Annotated in this window: 13 protein-coding genes; 7 read left to right on the forward strand and 6 right to left on the reverse strand. The window is 54.7% G+C overall.

Annotated elements, in window-relative coordinates:
- Positions 1 to 448: 448 nt before the first annotated feature.
- On the reverse strand, positions 449 to 1333 hold the full coding sequence (locus WNY38_RS04225; protein ID WP_342856091.1) for a LysR family transcriptional regulator: 885 nt from the start codon (positions 1331 to 1333) through the stop codon (positions 449 to 451).
- Between the two features lie 142 nt (positions 1334 to 1475).
- On the opposite strand from WNY38_RS04225, the gene WNY38_RS04230 reads away from it, so the two are divergent.
- The 6 genes from WNY38_RS04230 to WNY38_RS04255 all read left to right on the forward strand — a co-directional run bounded on the left by WNY38_RS04230 (position 1476) and on the right by WNY38_RS04255 (position 8240).
- Positions 1476 to 2222: an HAD hydrolase-like protein gene (locus tag WNY38_RS04230; protein ID WP_342856355.1), complete on the forward strand. Its 747-nt coding sequence runs from the start codon at positions 1476 to 1478 to the stop codon at positions 2220 to 2222.
- Positions 2219 to 3145, forward strand: a complete 927-nt coding sequence (locus WNY38_RS04235) for an ABC transporter permease (RefSeq protein ID WP_342856092.1) — start codon at positions 2219 to 2221, stop codon at positions 3143 to 3145. The genes WNY38_RS04230 and WNY38_RS04235 overlap by 4 nt, the downstream gene beginning before the upstream one ends.
- 11 nt (positions 3146 to 3156) lie before the next feature.
- On the forward strand, positions 3157 to 4032 hold the full coding sequence (locus tag WNY38_RS04240) for an ABC transporter permease (protein ID WP_342856093.1): 876 nt from the start codon (positions 3157 to 3159) through the stop codon (positions 4030 to 4032).
- An 81-nt stretch (positions 4033 to 4113) separates the two neighbouring features.
- Positions 4114 to 5667 (forward strand): ABC transporter substrate-binding protein, encoded by a 1554-nt coding sequence (locus tag WNY38_RS04245; RefSeq protein WP_342856094.1) that lies wholly within the window; start codon positions 4114 to 4116, stop codon positions 5665 to 5667.
- 66 nt (positions 5668 to 5733) lie between these two features.
- Positions 5734 to 6579 carry a metallophosphoesterase gene (locus WNY38_RS04250; protein ID WP_342856095.1) on the forward strand — a complete coding sequence of 282 codons (846 nt, stop codon included), beginning with the start codon at positions 5734 to 5736 and terminating at the stop codon, positions 6577 to 6579.
- 5 nt (positions 6580 to 6584) lie between these two features.
- The gene (locus WNY38_RS04255) at positions 6585 to 8240 is read left to right on the forward strand and encodes an ABC transporter ATP-binding protein (protein WP_342856096.1); all 1656 of its coding nucleotides are present in this window, start codon (positions 6585 to 6587) and stop codon (positions 8238 to 8240) included.
- A 1019-nt stretch (positions 8241 to 9259) separates the two neighbouring features.
- On the opposite strand, the gene nadC is transcribed toward WNY38_RS04255, so the two are convergent.
- Genes nadC through nadA form a run of 3 tightly spaced genes read right to left on the reverse strand, consistent with a single transcriptional unit; the run spans position 9260 to position 12740 of the window.
- On the reverse strand, positions 9260 to 10108 hold the full coding sequence (nadC, locus tag WNY38_RS04260; RefSeq protein ID WP_342856097.1) for a carboxylating nicotinate-nucleotide diphosphorylase: 849 nt from the start codon (positions 10106 to 10108) through the stop codon (positions 9260 to 9262).
- Positions 10105 to 11682: an L-aspartate oxidase gene (locus WNY38_RS04265; protein WP_342856098.1), complete on the reverse strand. Its 1578-nt coding sequence runs from the start codon at positions 11680 to 11682 to the stop codon at positions 10105 to 10107. The genes nadC and WNY38_RS04265 overlap by 4 nt, the downstream gene beginning before the upstream one ends.
- An 8-nt stretch (positions 11683 to 11690) precedes the next feature.
- Positions 11691 to 12740 carry a quinolinate synthase NadA gene (nadA, locus tag WNY38_RS04270; protein ID WP_342856099.1) on the reverse strand — a complete coding sequence of 350 codons (1050 nt, stop codon included), beginning with the start codon at positions 12738 to 12740 and terminating at the stop codon, positions 11691 to 11693.
- Between the two features lie 244 nt (positions 12741 to 12984).
- Here nadA and WNY38_RS04275 point away from each other — a divergent pair, with 244 nt between their 5' ends.
- The gene (locus WNY38_RS04275) at positions 12985 to 14049 is read left to right on the forward strand and encodes an AbrB family transcriptional regulator (RefSeq protein WP_342856100.1); all 1065 of its coding nucleotides are present in this window, start codon (positions 12985 to 12987) and stop codon (positions 14047 to 14049) included.
- Between the two features lie 10 nt (positions 14050 to 14059).
- Here WNY38_RS04275 and aroQ read toward each other — a convergent pair whose 3' ends face one another.
- Both aroQ and WNY38_RS04285 read right to left on the reverse strand, forming a co-directional pair.
- Complete coding sequence (gene aroQ, locus WNY38_RS04280) at positions 14060 to 14497, reverse strand: type II 3-dehydroquinate dehydratase (protein WP_342856101.1); 438 nt, start codon at positions 14495 to 14497, stop codon at positions 14060 to 14062.
- 45 nt (positions 14498 to 14542) lie between these two features.
- Positions 14543 to 15250, reverse strand: coding sequence for a GntR family transcriptional regulator (locus tag WNY38_RS04285; RefSeq protein WP_342856102.1), 708 nt, complete (start codon positions 15248 to 15250; stop codon positions 14543 to 14545).
- Between the last annotated feature and the right edge of the window lie 27 nt (positions 15251 to 15277).

Here is a 15277-nt window from a genome sequence, read left to right on the forward strand (position 1 = left end):
TGCGTAACCCCAACAAGGCCACGACCTGCGTGTCGATCAACAGGCCGAATACATATGAGCGACTTCCGAGAACATGCAAGAAATCATTTGCGAACAGCAGCCGGTACATACATATGGGCCGTTCACTACGCCTCAAAGCTATCTTAAATTTAATCCCTATTCGTATGGGGCCGCCAAAAGCTCGCTCGGCGGGGGCGCACCATGGGGCAACATCCCTGCCCGCGCTTTTTGGGCGAGTCAGAAAAAGACCGCTCAAAGATACATGAGACGATTGAGGAATGGTTGGCGAAGGTTGCGGCAGGGTAGGCAATGAGGGCGGAAACCGGACTTTCGCTGCGATATGCGCCAAGGTTGGCTATTTGGATGACTTTGATATCGTTTGATCGAACCTTGTCACCAACTTTGCAATACCAACCAGTGTTCTGAATGAAACTCAACGACACGGTTTCTACTGTTCAGGCCCCATATTAAAGTGTTTGGCTATGCCAAAGAACGCTCCGACAATCGGATTTTGGGTCTCCTTTAAGCTGAATACCGTTTCGTAGGATGTGATCCCTCGCATTTCAACAATTGGTAGACGGGCCACGCCATCGGTGCGGCTGGTGCTATCGCGCCATAGGAACCCGACACCTAGCCCGTTCACCACGGCCTCATACAAACCATCGCGCGCGTCGAGCGTTAGGAACGGCTTTGGCGTCAAGCCCGCCTGCGCAAACATCTTTTCCACTGCCCGCTGAGTGGACGACCCCGCCGCGCGAAAAATCAAAGATTCTGCTGACAATTGCGTTGCGGTGACGTTGATTTTGCCTGCCAGTGGATGATTGACAGGCGTGATGGCAATCACTTCGGAATGGGCTAATAGTTCGCGTCGAAACCGGGGATCGTTGGGCAAGTCGGGCAACAGGCCAATATCGCACTCATGGTTACAAACGGCGCGAATGATTTTTTGATGCGACCCTGTTTCGACATCTAACGTAACCCCCGGACAGGCACGGTGAAAAGCGGCAATCACCGCCATTCCAGGCATGGCATTGCCCAAGCCAATGGCGATCCGACCCTCACACAGTGAGGAACGGCTGAGCAACAAGCGTTCCGCCTCGCCCTGTGCCTCTGCCGCACGTTCGGCCAAGTCGCAAAGCTTGAGACATAGAGACGTGGGTAAAAGCTGACCTGCCTCGCGCACGAAAAGGCGCACACCGAACTGGGTCTCCAAGGCGCGAACCTGAACCGAAATATTCGGCTGCGTGACGCCCAGATGCCGAGCTGCGCCGGAATAAGAACCAGCCTCGGCGACGGCGCGAACGGCATTGAGGCGAATGGTGCTTAGGGCCATTTCATAGGTTCCAAATAATAGCTTTATCTAACTCAAAGACTAGCTTTGGTTTGTAGCAAGGATATTACAAACCTCCATCACATGTCCCCTGAAAGCCAAGCGCAATGCTCGGCACTAGATCGGAGACTGTGACTTGGACACTGTGACTGACCTAATTTCGAATGTGAAACGGTACTCTGGGTTGGATGCCACGGCTGTGGCGGATGCGCGTTTAGTGCTTTGCGATCTGGATGGTTGCCTGATGGCCGAAGGGCGCAGTTTTTTCGACACCGCCAACTTTGTCGAGGCCTGCGGTGAGCGGCTTTGGATTATTTCAAACTGTTCGGATACCACGGCCCTAATCATGTCGCAGCGGCTTGCCGGTTTGGGCATTAACGTGCCCGCAGATCGTATCTTGTTGGCAGGGGAAATTACACTCAATTATCTCGCAGAAACCGAAAAGGTGCGCCGCGTCCAACTGTTTGCAGATGTCTCCTTGATTGAGCATGCCAAAACATTGGGACTAGACCTTACATCCGATTCCCCCGATGCGTTCCTGATGTGCCGAGATCCGGGGGTCACGGTGGACACAATGGGTCAGATTTTGACCGGTGTCGCAAAGGATATTCCACTTTGGGTTGCGAATGAAGATCTGTCGCATCCGGGACACGACAATCAACCTATAGCGGAAACCGGAGCCTTGTTGGCGGCTTTGCTGGCCATTCGCCCGGATTTACTGTGGCGCAGCCTGGGCAAACCGGGTCCAACAATGCTCCGTATGGCGCTGGCGCGCAGCGGGTTGAACGCCCGCGATGCGGTGTTTGTCGGCGACAATATTTTGACCGATGGGCGCGCGGCGTCGGCACTTGGCATACCATTCATTCATATTCAAAGGAGGGGCGGTCAATGATCCCATATCTGACGCGCGTGGTCGTTAAATCCGCGATAACCTTGTTCGCAATCGCTACGCTTACCTTTATCGCCACCCGGCTGTCGGGCAACCCGATTGATACGTTTCTTGGCGAAGGCCTGACGACGGAAGGTCGTTTAGAGTTGATCCGCTACTTCCAACTCGATGGCACGCTCTGGCAGCAATATTTGGCGTTTTTGCGCGGCGCGCTCTCTGGTGAATTTGGTCTTAGTTTTGTCGATCGCCGTCCAGTGACCGAGGTTGTGGGCGATCGTCTTTGGGCCTCGGGGCAATTGTTGTTGGCCTCTGTTGGGCTAACTGTGGTGTTGTCGATCCCGCTGGGGATTATTGCCGCGCTCTATCGTAAAAGCTGGATCGGGTCGGCGGTAATGATGGTGGCTTTTGCTGGATATGCAGTGCCCTCTTTTATTCTTGCCATCATAATGATCCTAATTTTCTCCTACTGGCTCAATTGGTTACCGGTTGTGGGAAATGGAAGCTTTCTACACTTTATCATGCCGACCATCGCCATGTCCGGCGTTCTAATTGCCGCGCTGACGCGATTTACACGCAACGCCATGTTGGATGTGCTTGGTCAAGATTTTATCCGCACCGCTCGTGCCAAAGGGCTGAGAGAGGCGCGTGTCGTGCTGCGCCATGGATTTAGCAATGCCGGGGTCACGGTGATTTCGGTCATTGGCCTTCAGGTCGCGGGATTGGCGGCCGCGGGCAGTGTCGTGGTCGAAAGCATCTTTTCCTGGCCAGGTATCGGCCAACTTTTGGTGAATGCCGCCCTGATCCGCGATTATCCAGTGCTGCAATTCGGGGTCATCGTCGTGGCTGTTGCGGTCGTGATCATCAACGCCATCACCGACATGTCCTATGCGCTGGTTGATCCACGCATCCGACTTGCTCGTAACTAAGGAGAGACGACATGGCCAATCTTGCAGATCCGGTTTCGCGTCCCCGTCGCAAGACAGATCGCACCGATTTCATCCAGAAAATCGCCATCGCGATAGCAGTCATATTAGTCGTTTCGGCAGTGTTTGCCCCTGTTATCACGCCCTTTGGGCCATTGGATCAAAGCCTGCTGAGCAGGTTGCGCCCGCCGCTAGGGTTTGAACGGTATTTGTCGGGGCATTTGGCCGGCACAGATGAGCTTGGCCGGGATGTGTTGTCGCGGTCCTTGCATGGCCTACGACTAACACTAGCATTGGCATTTGCCGGGGCGTTGATCGGGCTGTTGATTGGTGGCACGCTCGGGTTAATCGCCGGATTGCGGGGCGGTTGGGTTGAGGATGCGATCATGTCGCTCGTTGATATGCAAATCGCCATCCCCTTTACGCTGATCGCGTTGTTGATCCTGTCGCTTCTTGGGTCGAGCCTGACCGTGCTGGTGGTCGTACTCGGCATTGCAGGATGGGAGCAATACGCCCGAATTGTGCGCGCCGAGGTGCGCCGCCTGTCGTCGCTGCCCTTTATTGAGGCCGCCTGGACCGCCGGAGCGGGGCCATTTTATGCCGCGTGGCGCCATGTGCTGCCTAATCTTGTGTCGCCACTGGTGGTGCAATTCACGCTAGCGCTATCGAATATCGTAATCCTTGAAAGCACACTCAGCTTTCTTGGCCTTGGCGTGCAACCGCCGCAGCCTTCGCTTGGCTCAATGGTGGGGCTGGGTCGGGATTACATGCCGACTGCGCCGTGGATTGTCCTCACGCCTGCTGCACTGATCGTGGCGCTTACCTTTTCCGTGCAGATCCTTGGCGATTGGTTACGTGATCGCGCCGATGTGCGATTGCACGATCGCTAATAACCCAAAGAGCCGTGCAAAAGCGGCCCAGAGACTGACTTCCGATCACCATTCAGACCTCAAAATAACTGGAGATATCCCATGTACCGTTTACTGCTGACCACTGCTCTTGCTGTTGCACTGCCGCTGGCTGTTGCTGCGCAGGAAATCACCGTTGGCGCTGCCAATGTATCTTCCTACCTCGACCCCGGTCGCGACCATTCCAACGTTGGTTCACAGTTTTACTACAACAGCTTCGACACGCTGATCGACCGCGATCATTCCAAGCTTGAGCCCGAATGGGTGCCTGCGCTTGCCGTCTCTTGGGAGCTCATTGAACCCACCATTATGGAGCTGAAACTGCGCGAAGGCGTGAAATTCCACAATGGCGATCCGATGACCGCCGATGACGTAATCTTTTCCCTGAACCGGATGATGCAGGCGACGTTCCCGCCCTATGTTGTGCGTGCCAAAGACCGTCTGGCCAACTTCCCTATGGCGGAAAAAGTGGACGAAACCACGATCCGCATCCATGCCAACCGCGAAGAGCCGCTTTGGGAAACGCTGATTTCACTGCAACAGGTCATGATCATCCCCAAAGCCTATACTATGGCGTTGACGGGTGATCCCGAAGTTGCCGAAGACAGCGACTTTGAGGCATTCGCCTTGGCTCCCGTGGGCACCGGACCTTACAAGGTTGAAAGCTTTCAACCGGGTGAAAAGCTGGTTTGGGAGCGTTTTGACGATTTCTGGGGCGAAACGGCTCCGCTGGAACGCGTTAACGTAATTCAAATTTCCGAAACCGCCAGCCGCATCACCGCGCTGAAAACCGGCGAAGCGGACATCGTTACCAATATCGCGCCCGACCAATTGTCGTTGATCGATAATGACCAGGATTTGAAGACTGCAGGCTCCGCCACTGCGTTGTTTCATGTGATGATCATGAACCAGAACCACCCCAAACTTAAAGACCCGCGCATCCGTCAAGCGATGAGTCTGGCCATCGACCGCGACGCGCTGAACGAAGGACTGTGGCTGGGCAAGGCTATTGTGCCATCCACGCACACAATGGTCGAAATGGGCGCACTGCATCAGCCGGACCTTGTGACCTTTGAATACGACCCTGAGCGCGCCAAGGAACTGCTGGCCGAAGCTGGGTATGACGGGTTTGAAATCCAGTATGACACCGCAGCGACCTATTACACCAACGGTTTGCTCGCCGCGCAGGCGATCATGGAAATGTGGGCCAATGTCGGGATCGTCGGCAAGGTCAACGTGCAGGAACAATGGTCTGGCAATGATCCAGAAATGATGGCGCGCAACTGGTCCAACCCGATGTATTTTGCTGACCCATTTGGATCGTTCGGCGTGATGTGGGCGCCTGATGGACCATCGGAAGGCGAAGGCCGGTTCAACACTGATGCTGAATATGCAGAAATGTGGGAACGCTTCCGCTTCTCCACGGATGTCGAGGCCCGCAAGGCAGCTTATGCCGAGTTGATGGACCGGGTTAAGGCCGATCCGGCGGTTCTGCCACTGTATCGGCCGTTCGAAAGCTGGGGCATGAAGACGTCCATCAATTGGGCACCGATGCCAGGTCACATTCCCTATGTTCTTGATTTCCGCGCGGGCAGCATCACGCTGACCGATAACTAAACGCCTGAAACCTAAAAGAGTCGGGCGTTCGCGCGCCCGGCCCATATCCCATGAGGAGCCAAATCAATGACCCGGATCGCAATCGTCACCGACATCCATCACGGCGCGCCATCTCATACCAAACGCGGGGATACCGCGATTGATCTGCTGACCCAGTTTTGTGATTGGGCAAATATGGAAAAGCCCGATCTCGTGCTGGATCTGGGCGATCGTATTTCCGACATCGACACCGAAACCGATCTGCGGTTGGAGCGTGAAGTGGCCGAAGTGTTCAAACATCTGGACATGCCTGTGCATCATATCTGTGGCAACCATGACCGAGACCATCTGAGTGTGGCCGATAACGAGGCCATTTTGGACACCGGCCTGGATCATCAGCTCGTCGACCTCGGTGATTGGCAGTTGGCGCTGTGGCGTGCGGATGCCAAGATTCACCGGAATACCCCGCCCGCTGGATTTGACCTGCCAGAGCAGGATTTGCTGTGGTTGTCCCACATGGTGCAGCGCGCCGAGAAACCGACACTGGTGGCAAGCCATGTTCCGTGTTCTGGCCATAGCCAGATCGGCAATTACTATTTCCAACGCAACGCCAGCCTATCGACCTATCCTCAGGCAGAGCGCGTGCGAGATGTGTTGGCTCAAGCGCGTGTGCCGCTGGTCTGCATCGCAGGGCATGTACATTGGAACACCGTAACCACCGTTGATGGCATCCCCCACATCACCCAACAAAGCCTGACCGAGAGCTTTACCACAGCGGGAGAACCCGCGCGTGCATGGGGGATGTTGGAGTTGGGCGAAACAATCCATTGGCAGGTTTTTGGCGATGATCCGTTCGAGACTCGTTTGACCCCGACACGGCAGCGTTGGACCACACCTCTAGCGCAGTTCATTTCTAAGCTTTCTGAGGAGTGAAGCCGATGATCTCCAATCCACCTATCTTGTCTGTCCGCGATCTGCGCGTTGCATTTGACGAGACCGAGGCGGTGCATGGTCTATCGTTTGACATTCACCGCGGCGAAACATTGGCACTGGTTGGCGAAAGCGGATCGGGCAAAAGTGTGACCGCGCTGTCGATCCTGCGGCTTATTGAACGGGAAGGAGGGCAGATCACAAGCGGCTCCATTCGTTTTGGCGAAGAGACCACGGAAGAGATAACCACATTGCCACCAGCCGCATTGCGTGCCCTGCGCGGGGATCGGATTGCGATGGTGTTTCAGGAGCCTATGACCTCGCTCAACCCAGTGATGACCATCGGTGCGCAGATATCCGAGGCGCTGACAATGCATCGCGGATTACGTGGCTCTGCAGCGCGGGATGCGGCCTGTGCGGCGTTAAAACGGGTAAAGATGCCCGACCCCGCTAAGCGATTAGATCAATATCCACATGAATTGTCTGGGGGCCAGCGCCAGCGGGTCATGATTGCCATGGCGTTGTCGTGCGAGCCTGAAGTGCTGATCGCTGATGAACCAACAACTGCGCTGGATGTGACAACGCAGGCTGAGATCTTGCGCCTGATCGCATCCTTGCAGGCCGACATGGGCATGGCGGTTTTGTTCATCACGCATGATCTCGGCGTGGTGGCGGAAATCGCCGACCGGGTTGTGGTGATGAAGGATGGTGTCAAGGTCGAGGAAGGATATATTGCGGGTCTCTTTGCCACGCCACGCGCGGATTACACCAAACAATTGATTGCAGCTTCACCTCGCTTGGGCGAAGGATCGCCTGCGCCTTTGAAGGACCCCAAACCGGTTTTGAAGGTTTCCAATTTGACGACAACCTATGGCGGCAACGGGATATTTTCACGCCATAAGGCCGTCGCTGCTGTGCGCGATGTGACGATTGAATTGGGACAAGGGGAAACGCTGGGCTTGGTGGGAGAATCGGGATGCGGAAAATCCACTCTTGCCCGATCCATAATGCGACTGGTGGAACCGTCAGCAGGTGAAATCGATCTGTTGGGCACGCGGATTGACGGAATGTCTCACGCGGCGTTAAAGGCCCATCGGGCGCATATTCAAATGGTGTTTCAGGACCCCTACGCCTCCCTAAACCCGCGCATGGCGATCCGAGATGTGGTGACTGAACCCGCGTTCTTACATGGGACGGTGAGCCGCAAAGATCGCCGTGAGATGGCTGTGGAGCTTTTGGCGCGAGTCGCGCTTCCGTCCGATGCGGTGGACCGTTACCCACATCAGTTTTCAGGCGGGCAACGTCAACGTATTTGTATCGCGCGCGCCCTGTCTGTGCGACCAAAGATCATTGTCGCAGATGAAGCTGTGTCGGCGTTAGATGTGTCGAACGCTCGACGCGTGACCGATCTTTTAGCGGACATCCAACAACGCGACGGGGTTTCGATGCTATTTATCAGCCATGATATCGCCGTGATCGAACGAGTCAGCCACCGGATTGCCGTGATGCTGAAAGGGGAAATCGTGGAAACCGGCCCAACCCATAAGGTTCTAAACGATCCGCAGCACCCCTATACCAAACGGTTGTTATCCGCTGTGCCAAGGTTGGAACAAATCAGAACCGTATCTGTGCCCAACCTACAGAGCCCAATGCAGATTGCCTAACTTGGCTGATAGTGTTGCAAAGTTTCCGGCGCGCCGAAGGTGGCTCTACGAGCGGATACACCTATCCAGCGAATGCAGAGAATTGTGTGAAGTCAGACTACTCTGACTGGTCAAACGGACTTTTTTGGATCATATGCGCAACTTCGATCCCAGCAAGAGTCACCGGAGTTGGATTCAGCAATTTGAAAAAACGGGCGGCTTATACCTATTCCCCCTCCCTCCTTACGAAAGAAGAAGTAACAAAGGTAAGAGACCACAGGAGGCATAAATCTGGGGCATTCCTCAGCGTGTTCGTCTGCTGGGTCTATGCTTGTTGATGATGGTGAAAATGGCTGGGGTGGTAGGAGACATTGAGGTCTATTGGTTTGCATCGCCTTTACTGCGTCATCCTTCTAACTGAGGCGGTTACTGGGGCAAAAAGAAAGCAAAGTGGACCCCCGGCGAACCGTCATGGCCCGCCGAGGTGATGATGTTACCTAGACCCCTGTGGGCATTGGCAACCGTATCTGATCCACGATGGACCGCTTCTGTGCGTCAGAGATACCTGCTGAATAGATGCCATAGGTGATCCCATTCTCTGACCGTGCTGACTTATGACCAACCAGCGTGGCCGCCCAATGTTCCGGTAGCCTTGCACGCAACAGCCACACTATCGGTCCAAACCGACTTTAAAATCGGCAGATTGGCCCGTTTGCATGCCGTATCAAATGCCTTTTCATCAAAGCGGCTGTGTTGAACAAGTGGATGCGCCTCCATAATAGGGCGCAGCTCAGGTAGGATTTGCGCGAATGTCGGGACATCCTGCACTGTCGCGGCATCAATCCCATGCAGCCGGGTGTTGCCAGCGGCAACATTGACACGGGCGTTGTGGTCAAGCCGTCGATCTTGTCATTTCAAGACCGCCAAAATGCCTATCCACACCTGCCGTTGCTTCCAGGCGCGGCCTGAGATTTGTGACCTGGCATAGAGTGCCGCCGAAGTTATACATTATCCGTAAAGTTGAGACCGAGCTGAGCGACTTAAAAATCAAGCCCAAGGTCAACAGTGCGCGCAGAATGCGTCAGCGCACCAGATGAAATGTAATCCACGCCAGTCGCCGCAATTGACGCGATACGGTCCAGAGTGACATTGCCACTGGCCTCGGTCAGCATCCGCCCCGCAACCATCGCCACAGCCTCGCACAGGGTGTCGTTGTCCATATTGTCGAGCAACACAACGCTGGCCCCGCCGACGTCCAAAACCTCAGCCAATTGATCCAGACGATCAACTTCGATCTCGACGGCCATCATGTGGCTGGCATGGGCTTTGGAGGCTTCAAGAACTTCGCGCACACCGCCGGCGGCTGCAATGTGGTTGTCTTTGATCAAGATGGCATCAGACAGCGAATAACGGTGATTGAACCCTCCCCCATGCAGCACGGCCAGTTTTTCAACCAAGCGCATGTTCGGTGTGGTTTTACGCGTGCAAGTGATACGAGCTTTGGTGCCTTTGGCCTCGGCCACGAAACCAGCGGTTTTGGTCGCGATGCCTGTAAGGCGCCCCGCGTAATTCAACGCCACGCGTTCGCCCGACAAGATCGAGGAAGCCGCACCCTTGATGGTCATCAAAGTGTCGCCTTTCACGCAAGTTTGCCCATCCGCGATATGCACTTCGATCACAAGCTTCGGATCGACAAGACGAAACGCCAAAGCGGCCACTTGCATCCCAGAGACAATCGCGTCTTCGCGTGCGTTGATGCGGGCATCATATTGCGTGCTGGCGGGGATCACAGCGCGAGTGGTCACATCGCCGTAAGAGCCCAAGTCTTCAAGCAACGCACTGCGCACCATCGGTTCAAGCACGAGATCGGGAACGGTGGAAAAACTCATACTGTGTCCTTAGAAATCTTGGCCCGCAACGCGAGCATATCTGTCAATTGGGCCTTGGAGCGAACGCCCTCGCCCGCATCCGTCTCAGGGAAGTCAGAGCGTTCATGCGCACCGCGACTTTCACGACGCAACAGCGCACAGCCCGCAATTAAGGTGGCAGTGGCACACATATTCATAAACGAGGGGCTGTCAGCATGAGCGGCCTCGAGCGCATCAATTTTGCGCAAGGCGGCCCGAAGCCCCGCCTCATCACGCACAACGCCAACCAACGAAGTCATCGTCTGACGCAGGCTCATCACAACCTCAGGATCGGGGGCAACGCCGCCCTCTTCAAACTGAATATCCAGTGGCGTATTGATGGCAGCGTCCTTTGAGGCAGGCACAGCAGCAATGATATTATCGGCACAGATGCGCGCGTAAACCAAAGCCTCAAGCAATCCGTTCGAGGCCAACCGGTTCGCACCATGAAGCCCCGTTGATGACGCCTCACCGCAGACCCAAAGCCCACCAAGGCTGGCACGCCCATCTGTATCAGTGGCAATACCGCCCATGTGATAATGCGCGGCAGCGGCCACGGGAATGGGCTCTAGCGCGGGATCAATACCATTGCGTGCGCAGGCTTCGGCCACGGCCGGAAACTGCGTTTTGATGCTCTCACCCAAAACCTCGCGCGTGTCTAACATCGGACGCATACCCGTTTTCCACTGTGAGAAAATCGCACGTGCCACAACATCACGCGGCGCAAGTTCTGCATCTGGATGAACGGCTTGCATGAACCGCTCACCGTCTTTGTTGACCAAAATAGCGCCTTCGCCGCGCAAAGCTTCGGTCGCCAAAGGTGCCGGATCTTCGCCCACATCCATCGCTGTAGGATGAAATTGCACGAACTCAGCATCGGTGATTTCAGCCCCTGCACGCGCGGCCATGCCAATCACTTGCCCACGAATACGGGGCGGGTTGGTTGTGATTGCGTAAAGCCCGCCAGAGCCCCCCCCCGCCAAAAGATACGCCGAACCGCGCAACATAATCGGCGATGAACGTCCCGTGGCAGAGTCTTGAATCGCGATGCCCGTCACCTTGCCATCTTGCGTGTCCAAGGCCGTTGCCATAGTGCCTTCAAGCACTTGAATAGAAGGCGTTGCGCGGACCTGCTCAATCAGGGCTTTCATAATCTCGGCACCCGCTTGGTCGCCTTTGACCCGTACAACGCGGGCATAGCTATGGGCGGCCTCGCGCGACATTACATAGCCGCCGTCATCCGTGCGATCAAAGGGCGCGCCCATACGGGTGAGATCCAAAATGTAGTCGCGCGCATGACACGTCACCAAGTCAGCGACCTCAGCATCCACGGTCCCTGCTCCAGCTTTCACAGTGTCGGCTGCGTGATTTTTGGGATCATCCAAAGGGTCCATCGCCGCAGCAACGCCCCCTTGCGCCCAAGCAGAGCTTGCGCCTTCGCCCAAGACTTCTGGGGAAATCATCACAACAGGCCGCGGTGCCAATTTGAGAGCTGCATAAAGGGCACCAAGGCCAGCGCCAACAATGACGATACGGTCTGTTTTGATCTCTTTCATGACTTAGATCACAAACCCAGTTTGCGAGACAAATCAATCATCCGCGTTACAGACAGCTTGGCTTTTTCGGCCATCTCAGGGTCAATTTCGACTTGGCCTTCCATGGTGTGCAGCGCGTACAAGATTTTCTCGAGCGTAATTTTCTTCATGAACGGACAAGCATTACAGGGCTTCGCGAACTCAACTTCCGGCAGCTCATCCGCGATGTTGGACGCCATCGAACATTCCGTGATCAACATCGCTTTGGCGGGTTTGTTGTCGTGAACCCATTTGATGATGCCGCTGGTGGAGCCAGTAAAATCGGCTTCGGCGACCACTTCAGGCGTGCACTCAGGGTGCGCGATGATTTTCACCTCTGGATCATTTTCGCGGTATGCGCGCAGATCTTCTGCTTTGTACAATTCGTGCACGATGCACGAGCCCTCCCAGAATACGACCTTTTTCTTGGACAGGTTTGCGACATTTTGCGCAAGGAACTGATCCGGCGTCATGATGACCGTATCGCTTTCCATAGCGTCAACAATCTGCACCGCGTTCGAAGACGTACAGCAAATGTCAGACGCAGCCTTCACCTCGGCGGTTGTGTTCACATAAGACACCACAGGCGCACCGGGGTATTTGGCGCGCATCTGTTCGACGCCTTCTGCCGTGATACTTTCGGCCAAGGAACACCCAGCGTCCATGTCAGGCATCAGCACGATTTTGTCTGGGCTGAGAATTTTTGAGGTCTCTGCCATAAAGTGCACGCCGGCCTGCACGATCACATCGGCCTCGACTTCGGTGGCTTTGATCGCAAGCTGAAGGCTGTCGCCCACAAAATCAGACACACCGTGGAAAATCTCGGGCGTCATATAGTTGTGACCCAAAATCACCGCGTTGCGTTTGACCTTTAATTCATTGATCGCTTTGACGTATGGGGCGTAAATGGCCCACTCAACGGGCGATACAACGCGGGACATTTTGTCATAGATATCTTGCATGCTTGCGGCCAATTCTGGGGAAGGCGCAAGGTCGTAGTGATCTGCAAGAACAGTTTTGACATGAGTAATATCGAGCACTGAGACAGTCTCCGTTGATGACAGTTGTGTTTAAATAATGGGTTTTGGCACCGATAACCACAAATAAAAGGGCGTTTCACCGAGATGAACCACAAAATTCAGTTCTCGCGCGGTGGAATTTTCTGCGTTTGGGCAACGGAGCTCGCCTGAACATGCATGCCATTCATAGATATGCTGGGCTGTTTTTACTCGCATTTCAAAATCGCGAGCGTATAAACACTCGGAAACAACTTTTGGTCTCATTTTGAAATTCAACCTCACGCTGCCCCTCAAATCACCTCAAATTGCATTGGCTTTGGCCATTGGAACAGGCGGCGGTCTTGCGTTTTCACTTTTGGGTTTGCCCTTGCCGTGGATGCTTGGGGCCATGTTTGCCAGTTTCTTGGCCGTGATCGTAAAAGTGCCACTGCAAGGCCCTGGCGGTTTGCGCCCCTATGTCATGCCAGTGATCGGCATTATGCTGGGCGCGGGTTTTGACACGCAGACCTTTTCACATTTACAAGAATGGGCATTCTCGCTGATCGGTTTGGTCATCTACATCGCTGTCGCGGCCGCATTGGTGGTCCCGCTGTACATCAAAATCGGACGACTTGATCCAGTGACCGCGTTCTTTTCTGCCATGCCCGGCGGTTTGAATGAAATGACCATCATTGGCGGTGAACTTGGTGGCGATGAAAAGCGGATCATCTTGTCGCACGCCGCGCGTATTGTCGTCACTGTGTCGTTCATCGCCGTCTATTTTCGACTTGTTTTGGGCTATAATGTCGCCAGTGCTGCGGTGCCCAGCGGTACACAGGTTGCGTTTGATTTTAAAAGCGGGGCAATTCTACTAAGCTGCGCCGTGCTTGGCTGGGTATTGGGCAAAGCGCTGAAACTGCCAGCAGCGCCGTTGTTAGGCCCCCTGATCTTATCAGCTATCGCCCATATGACAGGGATTTCGCACTCTGCGCCACCGCCCGTTTTGGTGATTTGTTCGCAAATCATTTTGGGCACCATGATGGGCTGTCGCTTTATGGGGGCGCCCTCAAAGCTAATCGTTGAGACGCTGGTGTTGAGTGCCATCGCCACCACTGTGATGCTGGCTGTGTCTTTGGGGTTTGCCGTCTCATTGCACAGCATGTTTGGCCAAACGACCCAACAAGTCTTACTGGCTTACGCGCCGGGAGGCTTGACAGAAATGTCGCTGGTCGCCATCGCGATGAACGGCGACGTCGCCTATATCGCCTTGCATCATCTGGCGCGCATCGTGATTTTGATCGCGATCGCTCCCAGTATTTTGTCATGGCTAGCCATTCGCCTGAGGCGCTAAAGCAACGATATCAGTTCAGAACAACAGCCATGCGGCGCAAAGCCAATTCATAGCCCTGAACACCAAATCCAGCCATCACGCCGTCCGCGCGCAGTGAGACATAGGAATGGTGGCGAAAGGATTCGCGTTTGTGGACGTTTGAAATGTGCACTTCAAAAACAGGGCCTTCAAAGGTGTTGAGCGCGTCCAGAATTGCCACAGATGTATGCGTGTAGGCGCCCGGATTGATGATGATGCCAGCCGCTTGTTCGCGCGCATCGTGGATCATCTCGACAATGCCGCCCTCAAAATTGGACTGTTTCAGCTCAATTTCCAGACCGAGATCAGCCCCCAAAGCAGCGCAGTTGGCGGCGACATCGTCAAGCGTGTCATGACCGTAAATTTCAGGTTGGCGCTTGCCCAAAAGATTTAGATTTGGCCCGTTTAGAATGAAAATCTTCTTAGTCATTTGGGTCGCCTTTCACAAATGTCGCGCCGATAGTGGCCCAACTCTTTATGACGCGTTTTCAAGCCGCTCGGCAAGAGTTGCAATTTCCTTGTCAAAGTGTGCTTGCAGTGCAAGCGCCGCCACATCCGCGCTACCGTTCAAGACACATGACGCAATTTCCGCATGTTCACGCCACAGGCCAGAATAAGAAACGTCTGGAGGTGACAATTGGCGTCGATATCGATCATGAAGATCATGCAAATTCATACAAAAGGCGTTCAACATCGGCATTTGACTGCCGCTGACCAAAGCCTTATGGAAATTCGTATGAGCAATGGACCAAATTTCGTCAAAATACTCGGCCGCTGTCGACTGCGACGCAGTGTGAAGTTCAACCGCCATAGTTCGCAAGTTTGACCGCCACTCAGTTCCGCCATGCGCCATTGCCGTGCGCATCGCAAGAACGTCGACTTCACGCCGCAACCGTCCGATTTCTGTCAGTTCGCGCAGAGTCATTGGCGCTATTGTTGACCCACGCTGGTCCTGAGTGTGGACCAAACCATCGATGGACAGACGCGAAATGGCTTCGCGAAGAGGCGACAACGACACACCGTATTTGTCACGCAACCGATCAAGATTGACCTTTTGCCCTGACTTAAGTTCCCCGCGCAATATGGCGGCGCGAAGCCGAGCAGTCAGGACACTGGCGCGCGTCGTCTTGGAGTTTGGCGCATCAGGGTCGCGCCGAATATATGCTTTGTAATTGTCTAGCACCAATAACCCACTTTATCCACAGAGACA

The sequence above is a fragment of the Pacificibacter sp. AS14 genome, assembly GCF_038899935.1.
Taxonomy (GTDB): domain Bacteria; phylum Pseudomonadota; class Alphaproteobacteria; order Rhodobacterales; family Rhodobacteraceae; genus Celeribacter.